The organism is Xanthomonas sp. LMG 8993 (assembly GCF_009835065.2).
In the GTDB taxonomy this organism is placed as follows: domain Bacteria; phylum Pseudomonadota; class Gammaproteobacteria; order Xanthomonadales; family Xanthomonadaceae; genus Xanthomonas; species Xanthomonas arboricola.
Genome location: NZ_QVIF02000010.1, coordinates 104,421 through 123,318 on the forward strand (window position 1 = coordinate 104,421; position 18,898 = coordinate 123,318).

The window sequence follows — 18,898 nt, forward strand, 5'->3', positions numbered from 1 at the left end:
AGGCCGTTGCACCCACAATACGAAGACGCCAAGATGTAGACGCCTGGTTTCAAATGTGGAACACCATGGATCTCAATGCATTGATCGATTTCGCGCTGGTCGCGGCGAACCAGGGTCTGGGAAAGGCGAGCCGTGCCAGCGGCAGATCTAAGGCGACCCTGTCGCGTCGCATCGCCGAGCTGGAGGAGCAACTGGGAGTGCGACTGGTCGAGCGCGGCGCACGTGGCCTCAGGCTCACCGAGGCCGGGCAGCTGCTGATGGAGCGCACCGAAGTGCCGTTGAGCGAGGTGGCCGAGGCCATGGCAGCCGCACGCGAGGGGCTCTCGAGCCCGCGTGGGCGCTTGCGGGTGGCATCGCCGGTGCTGTTCTCGCAACTGGCGATGGGGCGCATCGGCGCAGAGTTCTGCGCGGCCTATCCGGAGATCACGCTGGAGGTGGTGGCCGAGGACCGCACGGTCGATCTGGTGGAAGAGCAGTTCGATGTGGCGATCCGCATCAACCCCAGCCCGGACAGCAGCCTGGTCGGGCGCTGCTTCGCCAGGGATCGGCTGGTGGTCGTTGCCGCCCCCGGCATCGCCATGCCGACCGGCGGCGCGGTCACATCCATGCCCGCTGTGGTGATGTCGAGCTTCCAGCCGACCACATGGACGCTCGATGACGGACGTCTGGTCCTGGAACCCATTCCACGACTGCGGTTTTCCTCGTTCCTGATGGTCCGCGACGCGGCGATGGCAGGCGGTGGCGTCGCGCTCATTCCGCAGTCGATCGCCTGGAACCAGCTCGCGCGTGGCGAACTGGTGCAGTGGGGCACCATCGCTGGCGCGGAGCCGGCGCTGTGGGTGTTGCACACGTCCAGGCGCCTGGCTGCCCCGAAGGTGCGCGCCTTCGTGGACTTCATGTGCGAGAGGTATCCGAACGCCTCGCTTGTGCTCAAGGGGTAGGGCGCTGCCTCCAGCTTGCGCGCGCCAGCCTGCGCGCCGGCCTGCGTGGACGCGTTATCGCCTGGAAAGATCCACCACCGAGGTGCAGACAACGCTGCGAAAGTGCTGATCGATGAACCGATCAACACATGGATGGCAGGCGCGGTTGCGCGTCCTCGAACACGCCGGTGCGGGCACGCGCCGCCGCGTCGTGACGTCGGTAGAACCGCCCCGCGCTCAGGGATGCATGCCGCGATGAGGCAAGCCATCCCTTGCACAGCTGACGACTGCAGATGCCCAGCCAGCCGCGCGCCGAGCACTCGGTTGCCTCACACGCGCAAGAGCCGCCTGGCCAGGCTGCGGCCGGGCGCGGCGTCGGCGTGGTCGCCGCCAGCGCCCAGGATCGGGCGGCGCAGGTGGGGTGGCGGCAGGCAGATCAGCACACACGGCGTCTTTGCCAGTGCCGACTGCAGCGAGGAACGCCAGACGCCGCGGCGGACGACGGCGTCGTGTTCGACCACCAGCACATCGGCGCAGGCGCGTTTGAGCAGGCCGGCGATCTCGCGCCGCGGATTGCCGACGGCCACGTGGATGCGCACGCGCAGGTCCTCGTCGGGCAGCTGCTGGACCAGGTCGCCGAGCCAACTGGCAGCCGCGTCTTCGCTCAGCGGCTTGTCGTTGAACAGGCTGTCCACCAGCAGGCCTTCGCTGACTTCCGGCACGACGTGCAGCAGATGCAGGTCGGCGCCGCGGCGACGCGCCAGGGCGGCGGCATCGCGCAGCGATTCCAGGCTGGTTTCGCGGCCGGTGATCCAGCAGGCCACGTGACCGCCGACAGCGCCATCGCGCGGGATCGCATCGGCATAGGGCAGGGTGAGCATGGGCGTGGCCACGCGTTGCAGCACCCGCGCGCGCAGCGACACATGCAGCGGGCGCGGCAGGCCGGTGCGCTCGGACGGCGGCATGATCAGCAGCGCGTCGTCGCGGCTGCGGCAGAATGAGACGATGCCGGCGGCGGCCGGGCCGCCGGCAAGTGCGCGCTCGCAGCCCGGGTAATTGGAGGCCTCGGCAAAAAACGCGTCCAGCGACTGCTGGGCCTGCGCACGCTTGCCCTTGGCGTGCACGTGCAGGATGGTCAGGCGTGCGCGCAGGCGGTCCACCAGTTGCGCCACGGTCGGGATGGCGGCATGGCAGGTCTCGGAAAAATTGGTGGCAAAGATCAGGTGGGTGGGGGTGGTCTGCATGGCTGGCTCCGTGGTCAGTAGATGAAACCGTCGATGGCGCGCACTTCACGCAGCGGTACGCGCTGGCCCAGCATCTCGCGCAGGGTGAGTTCGATGCCGCGCGACAGTGCGGTCATCGGGGTGTCGTGCACGGTGTTCTCGAACGGGTCTTCGATGGCGCTGCTGGCGCTGTCGATGGCGATCAGGGTGAAGCTGATCAGCACCGAGGCGATCGGCATGGCCAGGCCCATGCCGGCGATCAGGCCCAGCGGCACCAGCCAGCAATACATGTTCACCAGCGTGCGCGGCAGCGAGGAGAACTGCCGCGGCAGCGGGGTGTTCTTGATGCGTTCGCAGGCGCCCTGGATATTGGCCAGCGTGGTGAGGTTGGCGTCCAGCGACGACCAGCGCAGGCTGTCGAGCATGCCCCAGTCGCGCGCCTGCTGCAGTTGCTGGCCCAGCCGCAGGGTCAGCGCGTTGGGGATGTTGGCGTAGCCGCGCAGGTCGTCGGCGCGTGCCTGGCCGAGCAGCCCGGCCAGCTCGGGGAACGGGTTCTGCCGGCGCAGGTGACAGCGCAAGGCGTGCACGAAGGCGACCTGGTGCACCACGATATCGTCGCGCAGTGCAGCCTGGCGCGGGTCGGCCGGGTCCACATCCAGCGCGGTCAGGGCCTGGCGTGCGATGGCGCGCGAGGTGTTCACCAGCGCGCCCCAGAGTTGGCGCGCTTCCCACCAGCGGCCATAGGCCGCATTGGCGCGGAACGCCAGGAAGATGGTGAGCGCCGAGCCGAGCTGGGCCAGCGGCAAGGCTTCGATCGACAGCCACTGCCAGCCGAAGAAGGTGTAGAGCACGGCCACGGCGCAGTCGAACGCCAGCAACACCAGCAGGCGCTTGTAGGTCTTGGGCCAGATGCGTCGCAACGGAAACGTATCGCGGGTGATCATGGGAGAGGCAGTATCGACGTGGGGTGGATGCATTACACCCAGCCTCCACGGTCGTGTCTGCCATCCTTGCGCCAGCGTTGGACAGTGCGCGCACCGTCCGAACGATGCGGCCGGCCTATCTTTCGATAGGTGAAATCCGCAGCCCTGGCCACGATGCTGTGGCATCAACCACCGCAACAGAGGAGCGGCATTGCAGCGCAGGTGCATGGGTAGCCAATGGACAGACTGAGACTGCCATTCAAGTGGCGCGGACAGGTGGTCAAGCTCAATCGCGGCCCGACGCTATGGGCGTCGCTGGCGATGCTGGCCTCTCTGGTGTGGGCGGAGTGGTACTCGCACCTGGGCGTATCGCTGGGGCTGCTGTACATCCTGCCGGTGGTGCTGGCGGCCACGGTGCTATCGCGACGCGACATCGTCATCGCGGCGATTGCCTGTGCGGTGCTGCGCGGCCTGTTCGTCACCGACGAAACCCCGGTCGAACAGGCACTGCGCTTTTTCATGGCGACGATTGCCTATGCCGGCTGCGGGTTGCTCGTGGCCGAAATCAGCCGCACCCGCCGGGTGATCCTGGCCCATTACGTGCAGCTGCGTGCCGAACAGCGGCTGCGCCGGCGGCTGGAGCGGCAATTGCGGCTGCTTGCCGAGAGCAGCCCGGCGGCCTTGCTGACCGTGGCCGGCGACGGCCGCATCGTGGCAGCTAACCGCGCCGCGCACGAGATCCTGGACATGGCCGAGGAGGGCGGGCTGGAAGGCCGCGCGGTGCGCGAGTTCCTGCCGCTGCTGGACGATGCGCTGAGCATGAGCGCCAACCTGGATGGCATGCGCACCTCCGCCAGCACCTGGGGCTGCCGCAGCGACGGTACCCGCTTCCCGGCCACCACCTGGTTCTCGGTCTACGAAGACAGCGCCGAGCGTCACCTGGCCGCGATCCTGGTCGACACCAGCGAGGAAGTGCGCGCGCGCGAATCGGCGCACTTCGACGATGTGCTGAAGAACAATCGCCTGCTGGCCGGCGCGGTGTCGCACGAGATCCGCAACCTGTGTTCGGCCGCGGGCGTGGTCACTTCCAACCTGGCGCGGCATCCTGCGATGGGCGCTGATCCGGATCTGGCCGCATTGCGCAGCCTGGTGGCGGCACTGATGGAGCTGGCGTCCTTCAACCTGCGGCGGCAGCTGCCCGACGACGCGCATGAAACGCGGCTGCAGACGCTGTGCAGCGAGCTGGATGTGATCATCCGTTCGGACTGGGAGGACGTCGAGGGCCAACTGGTGATCCAGATCGCGGCCGACTTCCCCTCGGTGCACGGCGACCGCCATGCATTGCTGCAGGTGCTGCTCAATCTGGCGCGCAATTCGCTGCGTGCGGTGCAGGCGCTGCCGCCGCAACGCCGCCAGTTGATCGTCAGTGCGCGCCTGGAGCAGGAGCGTGCGGTGCTGAGCGTGCGCGACACCGGGCCCGGCATTGCCGAGCCGGGCCGCCTGTTCCAGCCGTTCCGCAGCGACAGCGACGGCTCCGGGCTGGGGCTGTACATCTCGCGTGCGCTGATGGCCAACCAGGGCGGTCTGCTGCGTTACGCGCCCGGCGGCGAAGGCGCCTGTTTCGAGCTGCATCTGCCGCTGGCGCACGCAGCATATGCGGAGGCGCTGGATGGATGAGTCGCGGCGCGCACCGGTGCGCCTCTATCTGCTGGACGACCACACGCTGTTCCGCGAGGGCCTGCTGCGCCTGCTCGGTGCCGACGCCCGTTTCGAGGTGGTCGGGCAGTCCGGCGCATTGGCGCAGGCCATCGTACAGATCGCCTCGCTGATGCCGGACGTGGTCATCCTCGACTACGACATGGGCGAGTACAACGCGCTGGACTACATGCGGCGCCAGGCCGAGCAGGCGCGCCGTCCGGCCACGCTGGTCGTCACCGCCGGCCTGCCCGAGCGCGACGCACTGGCCTTGATCCGGCTCGGCGTGTCCGGTATCTGCCGCAAGGATGTCTCCACCGATGAACTGATCGACAGCATCCATGCGGTGGCGATGGGCCGTGTGCTGATCGACCAGCGTTATCTGCAATCGCTGGTCGCCCAGGGCACCCAGGAAAGCCGGCCCAGTTTTACCGACCGTGAGCGCGAAGTGCTGCGTGGCCTGCTGCGCGGGCAGTCCAACAAGTTAATCGCACGCCAGCTCGGCAGTTCGGAAAGCGCGATCAAGGCCACCTTCCAGCAGCTGTTCAACAAGCTCGACGTGCGCTCGCGCAGCCAGTTGGTGATGGTGATCCTGCAGGATTATCGCGATCTGGTGTGAGGTGTCGTGGTCCATTGAAGCCATCGGGCGAGCGATGCAGATGCAGATGCTTGTCCGCTGAACCCGATGCAGTTGCAACGGCACGCTGGCAGATAGTGCGTGCGACAAGCCCGCATGTGTGACGCTGATCTGCCGCCTTGCAGGCATGCCGATCGGGATGCGATGGGTGGTGTTCCCGGACAAGCGACGAGCCTCACGTCATCACACGATGTCGGACTCATCTGCACGAGGCATGGACAAAGCGCCGGTCATCATGCGCGCCTGATGGAGAGAGGTGTTACATGGCGAAGCCGACGCTGTTCTTCCTGCACGCGCTTGGGTCCAGCAGCAACGAGTGGTCTGGCGTGATTGAGCGACTGGAGGCGCGTTTCGACTGTGTGGCGCTCGATATTCCCGGCTTTGGAGACGCGCCGCCGCTGCAGCATATCGACACCGCCGCACTGGTTGCCTGGTTTGTCGATGAGGTGATTCGGCGGCAACCGACCTGCTGGTTTGTGATCGGACACAGCATGGGCGGAAAGATCGCCACCCTGGCAGCGGCGCAGGCACGCGAGGGCGTAGCCGGGCTTGCCGGCCTGGCCGGCGTGATCCTGGTCGCGGCGTCGCCGCCAGCGCCAGAGCCGATGGAGGAGTCACGCCGACAGGCCATGCTGGCGTGGTTCGAAAAGGGCCATCCCACCCGGCAAGAAGCCGAGCAGTTCATCGACGACAACTGTGCGGAGAGTTTGCCTGCGCCTGTGAGGGACGCGGCTGTAAACGATGTGCTGCGAACCAGTGCAAAAGCATGGATCGCCTGGCTTGCGCACGCCAGTCGTGAGGACTACAGCGCCCAGGCCGGCTGCATGCACGTGCCGGCGTTGATCCTCGCCGGCAGTGAGGATGGCGACCTCGGCGAAGCCGCGCAAACCGCGTTGAACGCCCCGCATTATCACGATGCGCGTCTCGCCATCGTGGCCGATGCCGCGCACCTGATCCCCTACGAACAACCGCAACACCTGGCGCAGCTGATCGCAGCGCATGTGGAGCGCAGCATGGACACGTGCCTGCCCGATGACTTCGTCAGGCTGCTCAATGCAGACCGGGTTGCCCCGCGCATGCGCAAGCTGCTGCTCAGCCGGCATGCCGGCCCACCCGCAGATGCGCGAGGCGTGCTGAGCCAGCCTCAACTGGAGATACTCGGCGCAGTCGTTGCGCGTGTATTGGATGGGGCAGGGGATGCGCGCGGGATTGCACGGCGGATCGACGTCCAGCTTGCCGAGGGCGCAGGAGATGGTTGGCGCCATGCCGCGTTGCCACCCGATCGGCTGGCGATGCCGCTGGGGCTCGACACGCTCGACGCGCTGAGCAATGGCTTCGCTGGCCTGCCTGCGGAGATCCAGGACCGTTGGCTGCGCGAGGTGTCGCGCGCGACGGCTGGCGATTCCTCGGCCCATGGGCTGGATGCAGCGCAGCTGGCGCATTGGTTCGAGGATGTGCGCGCCGAAGCCGTGCGGACCTGGGTCAGCCTTCCCACCACGATGGCCGCATTGGGCTACGACGGCTTTGCGGTTGGCGGTGTTGGTATCGACAGCCTGGGCTATCAGCACACCGCAGCCGACCGGCAGGAAGCCTGGCAGCTTCCTGCCGAAGGCCTGCGATGAACCCGGGCATCCACGACGCTGCAGTCGATGTGGTGGTGGTAGGCAGCGGTGCAGGCGGCGGCCCGCTGGCCGCACGGCTTGCACAGGCAGGTCTGTCGGTGGTGGTGCTGGAAGCGGGTGCGGCCTTCAGCCCCGCCTCCCATCTGCCCGATGAGTTGACCACCGGCATCTACTGGATGGAAGAGCGCCTGAGCGGCGGGCAGACGCCCACCGCATTCGGCGCCAACAATTCCGGTTCTGGCCTGGGTGGTTCGACCCTGCACTGGGGCGCCTTCTGCCCGCGTCCGGACAAGCGCGATCTGAGTCTGTCGACGCACACTGGGCAGCGCAGCATGGACTGGCCGATCGCGCATGAAGAGCTGCTGTCCTATATCCGCCGCGTGGAGGAGTTCATCGGCGTCTCCGGGCCGGCGCACTATCCGTGGGATCCCGAGCGCAGCTACGCCTATGCCCCGCCGCAGCGCAATGCGTCGGCCAACGCGATGGAGCGCGGTTGCCGCACGCTCGGCATCACCGCCACCGATGCCCCTGCCGCGTTGGTGACCAGAGCGCATGCGCAGCCGGACTACGGCATGCGCGCGGCCTGCAACAACTGCGGCGCCTGTCATCAAGGTTGCAGCAATGGCGCCAAGGTGAGCGTCGATACCACCTGGCTACCGCTGGCGCGCGCGCACGGTGCCCAGTTGCGACCCGGCTGCCGGGTCGTCGATGTCGAGCGCGATGCGCGTGGCATGGTCAGCGCGGTGGTCTATCAACAGGACGGACGCGAACTGCGCCAGCGTTGCACAAGCCTGTTCCTGTGCGCAGGCGGCGTGGAAACACCGCGCTTGCTGCTCAACCTGGGGCTGGCCAACTCCAGCGGTCAGGTCGGGCGCAATTTCATGGCGCATGTGGCCACCCAGGTGTGGGGGGAGTTCGATGCGGACATGCGCATGAACCGCGGCTACCCCTCGTCGCTGATCACCGAGGACATGCTGCGCCCGACCAATGCCGATTTCATCGGCGGCTATCTGGTGCAGAGCCTGGGCGTGCAGCCGATCACCCTGGCCAACACCCTGGCACGTGGCGCAGGCCTGTGGGGGAGGGAGCTCGTATCGACCATGGCGCGCTACAACCGCCTGGCCGGCATCGGCATCAATGGCGAATGCCTGCCGCAGGACGTCAACCGGCTGAGCCTGTCCGACGAGCGCGATGCCTTCGGCCAGCGCAAAGCGCGTATCGACTTCAGCTACGGACCCAATGAACGCGCGATCGATGCCCACGCGCGCGCATCGCTGCACGCAATCTGGGAGGCGGCCGGTGCACAACGCATTTTCGCTGCCGCCCGTTCCGCACACACGCTGGGCACCTGCCGGATGGGCACAGATCCGGAGCAGGCCGTGGTCGACCCGGACGGCCGCGCATTCGATATCGCCAACCTCTACATCTGCGACAACTCGATTTTTCCAAGTGCGCTGGCAGCCAATCCCGCGCTGACACAGATGGCACTTGGCCTGCGCACGGCGGAGCGTTTTCTCGCCCGCTAGTTGCGTGCCTACCACCACCTCTCTCTACCACCAGGAGTTCAGCATGGATCTCGGAATCAACAATCGGATCGCCCTCATCAGTGGCGGCGACTCGGGAATGGGCAAGGAGACTGCGCGGCAGCTGCTCGAAGCTGGCGTGCGCGTGGCGATCACCGATCTTCCGGACGGTACGCTCGACCAGGCAGTGGCCGAGCTATCGGGCCTGGGGCAGATCATTGCCATCGAGGGCGACGTCACGCGCGAGCAGGACGTCGCCGCCATCTGGACGCAGGTGCGTGAACAACTGGGCGACCCCGACATCTACATCAACGCAGCGGGCGTCACCGGCGCAACCGGCGACTTCCTGGAGGTCAGCGACGCTGGCTGGCTCGAAACGCTGGACATCAACCTGATGGGCGCAGTGCGCATGTGCCGCCAGGCCATTCCCGCGATGCGCCGCAATCAATGGGGCCGGATCGTGCTGTTCGCCTCGGAAGACGCCGTGCAGCCCTACGTGGACGAGCTGGCCTACTGCGCATCGAAGGCAGGAATCCTCAGCCTGGCCAAGGGCCTGTCCAAGGCCTACGGACCGGACAACGTGCTGGTCAATACGGTGTCGCCCGCTTTCATCGCAACCCCGATGACCGACAAGATGATGCAAAAGCGCGCCAGCGAAAACGGAACCACGTTCGAGCAGGCGATCGAATCGTTCCTGGACGAAGAGCGTCCCGGCATGGTTCTCAAGCGACGCGGCCGCCCCGAGGAAGTGGCCTCGGCGGTTGCCTTCCTGTGCTCCGAGCGCGCCAGCTTCATCAACGGCGCCGGGATCCGGGTGGATTCGGGATCGGTCTTTACCATCGCGGGTTGAGGCGGGCGTCGTTCCGAGATGCGGTGAGCCACATAAGCTGCCCCATCCTGTCTCTGCACCCGTTACCAGGTGCGGATAAGTAAGCGCATGTGTAATCGGCTGCAGGAATACTGCAGCCGCGTTGCCCGGGAAACCAGCTCGTTTCAGCGGAGTGGGGTGCCCACGTTCACGGCGACGCGTAGCCTGCAGGCTGGGCTACCACCGGCGGTGCGCGGCCGCTCAAAGCCTCTCGATACCCCTCTCACGCCGGATTGCAGGGATTGCCTTCGGCAGGACAGAAGGCCCTACTTTCTGCTTCTCGCTGCGGCATCGCTTTCACCGGCCGCCGCCAACGCTTTCGGCGCGAACTGATACCCCATCGAGCGCCAGGACGATGCGATGCCCAGGTCATAGCCATAGACCAGCGTGACGTGGATGGCCGACATGGTGGCCGCCTTCTTGTCGTTGGCGAGGACGACCCTGGCAAGGTGCTCCGCCAACGCTTTGTCGTCGATGCGCCGTTCGGACAGGTTGACCTGCACAACCACAGATTCGACATTCGGCGTGCCAAACACCGTGTTGTGCACGATGCGCGCGGACTGCACGCCCGGCTCGGCACTGACGGCTTCATGAGCCGCCAGCAAGTCCTTGAAGTAGTCACTCTGCGCAAGTTGCCCGGTAAACGCCGGGACTGCTGCGGCTGCGATCATCAACACAGCGACTACCACCAAGTGCACACGCCACACCGGCATCGGCCTGACGGCGGCGAGCGGCGTTTGCGCGGTCACCACCGAACTTCCCACCGCAAGGTCGTGCAACGACCGGCGACCGCGGCGATTGAACAGATACAGATAAAGGATCGAGAGCGTCCCGCCGAAGATCAGCAGCGTCAACACATACTGCAGCGGCGAGAGCAACACATCGCGATCGAACTGTGCGCCGTTGAGGAAGAACGGGACACCCAATACCGAATAACGCAGCAGCGATTGCGGAAGTGCCAGCAGGGCATCGTCCCTGCTAGCAACGCGCACGCCCAGCAGGCGCTTGCCCAGCGTCTGCCCCTTGCAAAGCACGCTGTTCATGACACCGAAGTAAGTCAGTGCAACGAAGAATCCGAACAAACGCCCATAACCGCCCATCCGCACGAACACATCCAGCAACGCCCAGCCAGCCAGCGCGCCGGCCACGCCAAGCACGAGGCAATCGACCAAGAACGCAGCAGACCGCCGCCAAAAACCCGCCGCGCCAGGCGCAGTATCAACTTCCATGTAGTTCCCCGTAAGGTGTTCTCCCGGACGGGATGATGCCATGCTGCAGTCAAGGAGACCACGAGTCGGCAGCTTTACCTGGTGATTCCCCGACAGTAAACGGGCGTAGCTGAGGAGGACAGCTTGGGGAGAAAATGTGGCTGTCGATTAGGAAGATTTATCGGGGGTAGGGCAGTAGGCCACTCGAGACCAAGAGCGGGCAATGTATTGATAAGGCGCAGTTAAGAGCCGCGCACTCTTCCAATCCAGACGAGGTGCTCTGACGTACCGGACAGCACATCCGCCGCAATGAGCCCTCTAAGCAATCCGATCCTAGTATGTCCTTCGACAAGATGTAGCCCTGAGGCAGAGGGAGCAAAAGCTCCACTCAGAAGGATAGGAGGCCGAATCCAAGTACGCTCGCACTCCCAGCTAAGACGAACGTCAGACCGGACATCGATACAGTTCCAGCCCTTGATGGCAAAGCCATTGACTCGCTCAGCCACACTATCGCACCAGTTCTGAAATTCTCGCCACACTGTACAGGAAATAATTTGCTCGGCAGGCACACGTTCTAGCTGCCACTCGATGCGACTAATGTCGAGGTGTCCGTACTGATTCTGGAAGGCGCAGTTGCGTCCGTGGTCTGCATAAAATTGATTGAGGACGTCCTCAGGACTGGACGGAAGCGCCTGACGTAGCGCATCAAGCTCAATGATGCCGGATTCTGCATAGCTCAGACTCATGAGTGAGGAGAAGAGCATGTCAATTATATCCCCAAAAAATTCGCTTGCAAAAGGCGACTACGCCAGCGCTAACTGCGCAGAGCGAGCCACTTAAAGCTTGAGCCACCTTGGCCTGATTACAGGCAAGGTGGCCAGAGGCTTAAACAACCCGGGCACGCTTCAGGCGCGGAACGTGGTGTATCCCGCCAGCAATACCTTCCTTCCTAGGCGCCCCCCAGCGGACAATGTTCGCTGGCGAGATTCCAATCGGGCTATCCGATGCAACCACAAAGTGAACGTCCCAGTGATACGAAGTCCCTGGAGTGTTCGGATCGGACCAACCGTTACCGGCTGAGTCCGTCCACGCAAACTTTGATTGATGAACGCGAAAGGGCTTTACATACCCTCGGTGCCAGTTAAATGGAGGCTGGAATGCAGCTCCCTCCGAGGGGGCTGTGTCCGGCAACGCGTCGTCGAAGCGAGTAGTCCACGAAACGTCAGCATTCCGCAATGACGCTACGCATGGCACGGAAACAATTCCATTTAGACTAGGCGCACCAACGTGCATACGCCAGCGTGTCTTCTCCACGAGTATCGAATGCGCGGCCTTGTGAGTCGTAACGTTCCGACCTTCTAGGTAGCGAGTGAAGAGCACCACTGACTCGTTGGCAGCCTGCAGTTCGGCCGCTACTGATGCATACCCGCTTGGCCAATCCTGCCCGTCATTGCGACTAAGCATCTGCTCGAAGCCCCATGCAAGTAGAGGCCGATTCACGTCAGGGACGACAACCCTTAGCCGCCCTCGCAACAGTTGCAACGGAGTTCGCACTGCGGGCTCATTGAAAGCATCAACTACGGGAGCGATGTACAGCTCCTGGAGAATGCGCCATAGATGCTTTGTCGACACAACTTTCGCATCGTAGTTGGTGGTGAACCTGGTGAGCTGCTCCAGAGACTCTTTGAGCGCGGCCACATCGGCCTCAGTGCAGTGACGGGCATTCCGAAAAGGAGCGAGCAGCTCAGGATCAATCAGGACGTTCATAGGGCTCATCCTCTGAAGAATGAGCCACTTCTGGAAGCTGGCCCTCCGAGTCGTCGTCCTTCCCGAGGCCAGCGACATATATGACCTCCTCAACCAACTGAGCTTGACCCATAAAATCCTTAGGCCAGGTCTCGAGGTCACCATTCTTCTGCAAGTGAGACACGGCAACCTTGCTAATTCCAGCAACCTGCTCCACCTCCACGATCGACACGTGACACCGAAGCCACGATTCCATCGGGGAATCGGGACTGGCTTGAGCGATGAGGGACCGAAGCCTCCTCACCAAGTGATCGCTATGTGTTTCGACTATTACTTGTCTTTTCCCGTTGGCCAATGCTACAAACCAATCCGCTAACATTGCTTGCAGTTTTGGGTGAAGATGCGCCTCGGGCTCCTCAAACGCACATACTGAGAAGTTGGCTCGCTTGAAAGTTAACTGCCGGTCTTTAGCTGAGAAAAGCGTGGGATCTCCAATAAGTCCCATCTCAACGATTGGCAACAGGTATGTAAGGCCACGCCCAACGTGCTGCAGGGTGGCGTTGCCGAACAACAGCCTGAAGCCGAGGTCGCCAATCTTCTGAATGGATAGCGGGGCACTGATGCCCAGCTCGTGCAAGACATTTCCCACAGCCTCCTGAAGTGTGGAGATAACGGGCGTCGGAATTTCATGCAACGCGGCAGAGCTCGGAGGATTGTATAAGACACTCTTATCTTGACTCGCGTGAAGGAGCTGCGCAGCCAGCTCCCCAGACACACCAACACCTTCCGGCGCGATAGATGCAGACCGGTAAATTGCTGGCTGAATGTCGCGTGTCGAGGAAAGATAGTTGAGGTTTCTCAGAATGCCCTGCAGATCATCGAGTGGTTGCAAGAAGACTGCCTTGAAAGCGTTCACCCACGCACGCTGCCTATCCCTTGGCCCAATGTTCCTCGTATTAATCGAGATGTACGGAATGAAATGATCGAGATTAACCTTGATACTCTTTCCAGCCTCACCGTTACAGGAGACCTCGTAAGCCCCATCATCTAGGAGCTTGAACCCGAATATCAATCGTGGCGCGACCGCCTGGTTCGCATATGCCGCCAATTCAATGTGGGTAAGTGAGAGCTTTCCAGAAATTTGAGAGAATTGTAGGCTGATACTCGTAGTTGTCGAAAAGATTGACTCAGTAGAAAACTGGCGGAGCCAGTCGCCACCAATCCGTTCAGCAGCAACTGAGAATGGCCCGTCCCCTATCTCCTCTAGAACTGATTCCGTCTCGACGTCTGAAGCCCAATGGATCTGGAAGCGCGGCCCTATAAAGTCTTCACCGGTCGGCCAGTCATAAGTCAGCTCTCGCAATGAGTTGGCATCGACCGCCCCCGCGAGATGAAGTGGCACCTCAACGCGCGGGAAGTGCAGGGTCTGCTGCAACAGAAGCAGGGCCTGAACAATAGTGCTCTTGCCGCCATTGTTGGGACCCACAAGAACCGTGAGCGGACTAAGTCCAACTCTCGTTTCTGTTCCATGACTCTTGAACCTTTCGACGGCGATCTCCGTCAGACGCGCATTTGACATTTATTCCTCGTTGGCATCGGCCATTCGACGGGCGGTTCAACCAATTTTTGCAGCTTTAGCAAGGCAATCACCCATTTGCGGACCGGGTCCAGCCATGCTCGCCCGGCTCTCCGCCTGTCGCGCCCCGATTCAGCAGCGGCTGCCCTGACAAAACGTGGCGCAGCTAGGTTATCTGACCACAGGAAGGCCGGCGACTGGGGTTGCGCCCGCACTGCATGTGAGTCTACTTAAGGAGCCTTGCGGCAGGGTTGTCCTCGTCCGCACCTGCTTGGAAGTACCCGACCACGCTCGCTACCGACCGGTGTTCCGTCATCGCCATTACCGCAGGTAATGGAACGCCTTGCTTCCCCGCCTCGGTGACGAACCCCGACCGCAAGCTGTGCGCTCCAAAGTCTCCCTCCAGCCCCGCCAACTGCGCGCGGCGCTTCACTATTGTAGCGACCGAACCAGGGAGTAGGGCAGGCCCCGCCCGATCCTTCCAGATTCGACGGAAGATCGCTCCCTCCTGGATCGCGGCCGCCTCCAACCAAGCCGCCAATGCCTCAGCGCTTCGCCCTAGAATTGGCTTATCCGGCGTCGAGTCCGCCTTCACTCCGGCCTGCTGGGTCTTCGAGTACTCCAGCCGATAAATGTAGCCATCGTCGCCCACCTTGCGCAGGTCGCGCATATCGGCGGCTGCGATTTCGCTGCGCCGGCGGCCACCGCTGGCGAAACCAAAGCAGAGCAGGGCACGGTCACGCAGACCCTCTAGAGAGTCATCGCAGGTGGCCAGCATGGCCTCCAGCTCTGGTCGCGTGATGGCGGTCTTCTTGTTTGGCCGCTCACTGCGCTTGACGGAGGCGCGGCGGGCGCGGCTGAGCAGGATACGCACGCTCGGCGACTCGCAGGGATTGGCCAGACGCTTTTGATGGCCAGAGGCATCACCGAATCTGACGTGCACGGCGCTGCCGATGCACTTGTTGCAGATGGCGAACGACCTACGGTTGAGCGTATCCGCGCCCATCTGGGTACAGGGTCACCGAACACAGTTGTGCGCTGGCTGGAGACTTGGTGGCAAGGTTTGGGGCCTCGCTTGGCAACGGACCGTCAGGTCCGGATCGCAACGGCCAATGTGCCCGAGGCCGTCGCAGCCCTGGCAGGGCAGTGGTGGACGTTGGCGCTAGACCACGCCCGAGCCCAGGCCGATGACGCAATGGCTTCTGATCGTGCATCCCTCTTAGACGCCCGAGAAACGTTGGAGCGAGACCGGCACGTTATGCAGGCCGAGCTTGCCCGACTAGATAGCGTAACCCACGCTGCTCAGCAAGCCGAACAACTCGCCGCCGCACGGACGTCCGAGTTAGAGCGCTTTGTCGAGCAGCTGCAGCGTCAGCTGGCCGAACTTAGCCAGCAGCGTGACGCGCCCTCGGCGCAGAAAGCGCCAATGAAATGTTACGGGTCCAACTCCAGGAGTTGCAGGATGCAGCGCGTACCGAGCGCGACACCTTGACCCAGCATATGCGGGCCACTGAAGACCGGGCACATGCGGAGATCGATCATGCGCGTCAGGAATCCAAGCAGGCCAAGCAGCAGCTAGCTGCCAGCCTGCGAGAGGCAGCGCTGGATAAGCGCCGACTTGAGGAAGCGCTAGAACACGCGCAAGGCGATGTTGCGGTCTAAGCGAAGTCGCGGCAAAGCGGCTCCCTGATGCCAAGCAAGGAATGGTGTCGTGTCGACTACGCTGAGAGCACCCAGGCCTTACTTAGGATCGTGTCCCGCGGGAGAGAAAAAGTCCTTAGAAATCAATGAGGGGCACGATCCGAGGAAAAAGGACACTAATTTAAAAAACTGACAAGGGACCAGCATTGATAGAACCGGGCTCGGTAGACCTGTGACCACACTTCTATCGTCTCGACCCATATAAACAATCACTTATCGATGGGCGAAGGTTGGGTTTGGATTCGGTGTCACTGTAACAACATGACCAGTAAAGCTGTGACTATTTTGGGGTGAACACCAAAGCTGTGACTTTCCCGATCCCCTGAATTCTTAGGAAAAGCGATCAACAATCTCCCCCAAGTCATGCTTGGAGAAGGGCCTTGAGCGATGAGAAGTTCGAGCCGTACATACCTTGGGTGCGCGACGCTTTGCTCCCAGGAGAATCAACCTATGCATTTCTGAACAAATTGGGTTGGTTCGCGGTAACGGGCCCACTTCAGCTGATGCGTGATCTTCGCATCAACGAGCAAAATCAGTATCCCCACAAGCCAGGCCGGATCGACTACGCGGAGGTAGTGAATGAATGGAGCAGTAAGGCGCATAGGTATCTGTGGCCAATCCAGCAAGGGAGGCTAGGGGAGTACTTCAACGAGTCGGATTTCTTGATGCTGAAGGACTACTCTGACGGGGCATGGGAAGAAGAGTGTCTCCGCTTCTGCACAGAATGCGTCGCGCTTGGAATGCACTTTACGGTCTGCCAACTGCAGTTTATTGAGTTCTGTCCTTATCACCAACGACGACTGATCTCGCACTGCCCGGTCTGCGGGCGGCAAATGAAATACGCCGCCGCCGTACCCCGCCCAGCATTTAGCTGTGACAGCTGCGGTGGTTCTCTGTTGGATGCCGATATGACCAATGTGTGTGCGAATCAGCGCGTCCGATGGCGGATTTCACACGCCTATCAGGAGCTGGTTGGGGCGATGAATGCTTGCGCACCGATTTATTCCATGGTGACAAGGCGGTTTGGCAGGCGAGGCACGTTGTCGGGCGTCAAGGAAGCTACAACAGCGATGTTGGAGTCCAATAGACAACGTTCCGAGGAGCTTTCTTTTGTACCGAGATTCGCCGCTATCAAAGTCGTTCCCAACCATCGGGGGCAGCCATCTATCCAGCGTATCTTAAAAAGCCACCGTGCCGAAGAACCTTGCTCGATCGAAAAGGAGAGTCGTACCGTCATCCATCGAACTGCCCAATTACGAGCGGGTGCCTGGCTGCTTCAGCGGTATTCCGATCACCTTACCTGTATCGCAACCTCGCGAGAGGTGATCAAGCGCAAAACGTTTGGGCAGTTTCCTGCTCGGACCGCACATAAGCTTTGTTGCATAGGAAACGGGTTTGTGGCGTGGGAGATGTGCCACCTTGACCGTGTACATGAGAGGCTTCCCTATGAACTCTGGGACGCGTGGGGGCTTAAGAGCACGGCCGAGCGATCATTTGGTTCTTACGTTCTTGAGAAGGCATGTCTGATGAGTTCCATTTCGACCTTCCTGAGAAGTGATCCGGATGAACTGTCAGGCTGGTTAGCAAGTAAATTGCCCACAAGCTTTGAGCGTTGGCAAGCATCTAGGACAAGTGAAGATATACCTGCGATACTCTGGCAAGATATAAAAGACGTCGATTTTTCCGAGGTATGTGAAGCTTTACACCTTAACGATGAAGCGAGATGGCAGTTGGTTTCGGCTCACTGCATAGAAAGTTATGACACATTGCAAGAGCCTGTACTTGCTAAAATACGTGCGGAACATGAAGCTAAGAATCTGAAGCGCGAATACGGTGCACGCCAGCGTGCGGCGATCTCTATGCCGATTTTGCACGCGAGGATAAACGAGATGAATGGGTGCTACCACTAGCGCGAGAGCTGCTAGACGACTTTGCATGGGCGCCAGGGTTAGTACGTGCCGTGATCAACAGCGACTGATCGTATTCAAGCGAGATATCGCCATGCGTTCTGAGCAACCCCAGTCGTAGCGCAAGAAGTGCCGCTTTAATGCTCGTCTGGGCGGGTGTATACGAGGTCAAGCCCTCGACTGTTACTCCAAGGGCGCCATCTCGGTATCGCTCAGGCAAAGGATGGTCTATGCGCTCGTACCATGCTTCACCGGCCGCATGTAGGCAAGCGCAGGCATCGAGCATTCCCTGGTTCTTCTTCACCAGGAAAGGCAGTGCCCAAAGGTCTCCCAGTGCCCGAGGGAGCTTTGAAGGCGCGGATCGGACACCCCATACCGAGACATTGGCCACGGCGTCTTGCAAGTAAGGTTGAAGCTGTTCGCCAAGTCGCTGGCCGTCTTCGAAGGCGCGTTCGTGCATTGAGGCGGAGAATGCGGTAACCGCGTTGTCAGCTAATTCCTTTGCCGCCCGTGTCCCTCGGTGCCTGCGCCAGGTGACCTCATGCAGGAAGGCGATGACGAAGAGCAGCGTGCTGGGAGTGGCTGCTTTGATCAGCGCGCTAGTGCAACGGTGCTCAAGATCGGCATACAGCGCCGGATCAAGGTACTTCACGGCAGCCATGACTCGCCCAGGTACCAGCAGAAGACCTCGCGAGTTGGTGTAGACCAGCAACTGCTCGCGTGAGTCTAACAATGAGGGCGGATCAAGCTGCATGTAGCGGTTGAAATCGCGCAGCAACCAGGCGCGTGACGCCGGAACACGTTCGCATACCCGTTCGAGCAGGTTGAACTTCTTGGTCTTGTCCTTGATCTCTTTCCAGTAGGCACCGTCGGGGTTCTTGCCCGCGTAGTGGATCTCTTCGAAGACCCGAGGTATCAGCCCCTCATAGATCGCTCCCGTGAAGCCCTCGCAGGGCAGAAGCAAGGTTCGATTCAACCATGCGACGTCGCATTCCAACGACTTCAACAGGTATCGGGTCCACACCCATGCGCCTATCTGACGAAATCCGCTAGCACAGTCCAGCACCATGATCGGGGCTCTTCGGGCGAGGATTGAAAATCAAACCACGGCTGGGCATTGGATCTGACGACCTTCCAGGCAGGTAGTCTGTCAGGCAGGTAGTCTGTACACCAGCATTACCAGAATTAAAAATTAGTTCACAAAAAAGAGCCCGCCACTGCAATGGTCGGACTCTTGAGGCCAGGTCGCTTGGAGGACCTGTTGATGCCGAATAGACTATACACCCCTTCCCGCTACGCGGGTCAAGGTCGCACCGGCTTGCCTGACGCTGCTGTTCTGCGTGGGCAAG

At 61.8% G+C, this 18,898-nt stretch carries 14 protein-coding genes and 1 pseudogene; 9 read left to right on the plus strand and 6 right to left on the minus strand.

Features of this window, described 5'->3' with window-relative positions:
- Positions 1-65 precede the first annotated feature (65 nt).
- The gene (locus tag DYQ94_RS17110; RefSeq protein WP_160954725.1) at positions 66-941 is read left to right on the plus strand and encodes a LysR family transcriptional regulator; all 876 of its coding nucleotides are present in this window, start codon (positions 66-68) and stop codon (positions 939-941) included.
- Positions 942-1,249: 308 nt separating this feature from the next.
- On the opposite strand, the gene DYQ94_RS17115 is transcribed toward DYQ94_RS17110, so the two are convergent.
- Both DYQ94_RS17115 and DYQ94_RS17120 read right to left on the minus strand, forming a co-directional pair.
- Complete coding sequence (locus DYQ94_RS17115; RefSeq protein ID WP_046342773.1) at positions 1,250-2,164, minus strand: universal stress protein; 915 nt, start codon at positions 2,162-2,164, stop codon at positions 1,250-1,252.
- A gap of 14 nt (positions 2,165-2,178) precedes the next feature.
- Positions 2,179-3,087, minus strand: coding sequence for a bestrophin family protein (locus tag DYQ94_RS17120; RefSeq protein WP_024939959.1), 909 nt, complete (start codon positions 3,085-3,087; stop codon positions 2,179-2,181).
- Positions 3,088-3,303: 216 nt separating this feature from the next.
- Here DYQ94_RS17120 and DYQ94_RS17125 point away from each other — a divergent pair, with 216 nt between their 5' ends.
- The 5 genes from DYQ94_RS17125 (at position 3,304) to DYQ94_RS17145 (ending at position 9,393) form a co-directional block, all read left to right on the plus strand.
- Positions 3,304-4,743: an ATP-binding protein gene (locus DYQ94_RS17125; RefSeq protein ID WP_160954724.1), complete on the plus strand. Its 1,440-nt coding sequence runs from the start codon at positions 3,304-3,306 to the stop codon at positions 4,741-4,743.
- Positions 4,736-5,380: a LuxR C-terminal-related transcriptional regulator gene (locus DYQ94_RS17130; RefSeq protein WP_065031359.1), complete on the plus strand. Its 645-nt coding sequence runs from the start codon at positions 4,736-4,738 to the stop codon at positions 5,378-5,380. The genes DYQ94_RS17125 and DYQ94_RS17130 overlap by 8 nt, the downstream gene beginning before the upstream one ends.
- Before the next feature lie 281 nt (positions 5,381-5,661).
- On the plus strand, positions 5,662-7,020 hold the full coding sequence (locus DYQ94_RS17135) for an alpha/beta hydrolase (protein WP_184429163.1): 1,359 nt from the start codon (positions 5,662-5,664) through the stop codon (positions 7,018-7,020).
- On the plus strand, positions 7,017-8,546 hold the full coding sequence (locus DYQ94_RS17140) for a GMC family oxidoreductase (RefSeq protein ID WP_160954722.1): 1,530 nt from the start codon (positions 7,017-7,019) through the stop codon (positions 8,544-8,546). The genes DYQ94_RS17135 and DYQ94_RS17140 overlap by 4 nt, the downstream gene beginning before the upstream one ends.
- 43 nt (positions 8,547-8,589) lie before the next feature.
- Complete coding sequence (locus DYQ94_RS17145) at positions 8,590-9,393, plus strand: SDR family NAD(P)-dependent oxidoreductase (RefSeq protein ID WP_024939964.1); 804 nt, start codon at positions 8,590-8,592, stop codon at positions 9,391-9,393.
- 284 nt (positions 9,394-9,677) lie between these two features.
- Here the strand turns inward: DYQ94_RS17145 and DYQ94_RS17150 are convergent, their stop codons facing one another.
- From DYQ94_RS17150 to DYQ94_RS17160, 3 genes and pseudogenes are all read right to left on the minus strand, one after another.
- Entirely contained in the window at positions 9,678-10,640 is a 963-nt protein-coding gene (locus DYQ94_RS17150) for an RDD family protein (protein WP_160954721.1), read from the minus strand.
- A 1,729-nt stretch (positions 10,641-12,369) separates the two neighbouring features.
- A complete protein-coding gene (locus tag DYQ94_RS17155; RefSeq protein ID WP_160954720.1) occupies positions 12,370-13,944 on the minus strand; it encodes an AAA family ATPase in 1,575 nt (524 codons plus the stop codon).
- Between the two features lie 223 nt (positions 13,945-14,167).
- Positions 14,168-14,848: pseudogene (locus DYQ94_RS17160) on the minus strand (site-specific integrase); the annotation flags it as partial.
- Positions 14,849-14,851: 3 nt separating this feature from the next.
- On the opposite strand from DYQ94_RS17160, the gene DYQ94_RS17165 reads away from it, so the two are divergent.
- From DYQ94_RS17165 to DYQ94_RS17175, 3 genes are all read left to right on the plus strand, one after another.
- A complete protein-coding gene (locus DYQ94_RS17165) occupies positions 14,852-15,433 on the plus strand; it encodes a DNA-binding protein (RefSeq protein ID WP_237474909.1) in 582 nt (193 codons plus the stop codon).
- Positions 15,430-15,603: a hypothetical protein gene (locus DYQ94_RS17170; RefSeq protein ID WP_237474908.1), complete on the plus strand. Its 174-nt coding sequence runs from the start codon at positions 15,430-15,432 to the stop codon at positions 15,601-15,603. The genes DYQ94_RS17165 and DYQ94_RS17170 overlap by 4 nt, the downstream gene beginning before the upstream one ends.
- Before the next feature lie 419 nt (positions 15,604-16,022).
- On the plus strand, positions 16,023-17,552 hold the full coding sequence (locus DYQ94_RS17175; RefSeq protein WP_160954719.1) for a hypothetical protein: 1,530 nt from the start codon (positions 16,023-16,025) through the stop codon (positions 17,550-17,552).
- On the opposite strand, the gene DYQ94_RS17180 is transcribed toward DYQ94_RS17175, so the two are convergent.
- Positions 17,500-18,555 carry a hypothetical protein gene (locus DYQ94_RS17180; protein ID WP_160954718.1) on the minus strand — a complete coding sequence of 352 codons (1,056 nt, stop codon included), beginning with the start codon at positions 18,553-18,555 and terminating at the stop codon, positions 17,500-17,502. The two genes, DYQ94_RS17175 and DYQ94_RS17180, sit on opposite strands and share 53 nt — an antisense overlap.
- Between the last annotated feature and the right edge of the window lie 343 nt (positions 18,556-18,898).

Bases quoted from the DNA above. Each gene is read 5' to 3' on its own strand.
- DYQ94_RS17110 (WP_160954725.1), top strand. From the start codon at position 66: ATGGATCTCAATGCATTGATCGATTTCGCGCTGGTCGCGGCGAACCAG.
- DYQ94_RS17115 (WP_046342773.1), bottom strand. From the start codon at position 2,164: ATGCAGACCACCCCCACCCACCTGATCTTTGCCACCAATTTTTCCGAG.
- DYQ94_RS17120 (WP_024939959.1), bottom strand. From the start codon at position 3,087: ATGATCACCCGCGATACGTTTCCGTTGCGACGCATCTGGCCCAAGACC.
- DYQ94_RS17125 (WP_160954724.1), top strand. From the start codon at position 3,304: ATGGACAGACTGAGACTGCCATTCAAGTGGCGCGGACAGGTGGTCAAG.
- DYQ94_RS17130 (WP_065031359.1), top strand. From the start codon at position 4,736: ATGGATGAGTCGCGGCGCGCACCGGTGCGCCTCTATCTGCTGGACGAC.
- DYQ94_RS17135 (WP_184429163.1), top strand. From the start codon at position 5,662: ATGGCGAAGCCGACGCTGTTCTTCCTGCACGCGCTTGGGTCCAGCAGC.
- DYQ94_RS17140 (WP_160954722.1), top strand. From the start codon at position 7,017: ATGAACCCGGGCATCCACGACGCTGCAGTCGATGTGGTGGTGGTAGGC.
- DYQ94_RS17145 (WP_024939964.1), top strand. From the start codon at position 8,590: ATGGATCTCGGAATCAACAATCGGATCGCCCTCATCAGTGGCGGCGAC.
- DYQ94_RS17150 (WP_160954721.1), bottom strand. From the start codon at position 10,640: ATGGAAGTTGATACTGCGCCTGGCGCGGCGGGTTTTTGGCGGCGGTCT.
- DYQ94_RS17155 (WP_160954720.1), bottom strand. From the start codon at position 13,944: ATGTCAAATGCGCGTCTGACGGAGATCGCCGTCGAAAGGTTCAAGAGT.
- DYQ94_RS17165 (WP_237474909.1), top strand. From the start codon at position 14,852: ATGGCCAGAGGCATCACCGAATCTGACGTGCACGGCGCTGCCGATGCA.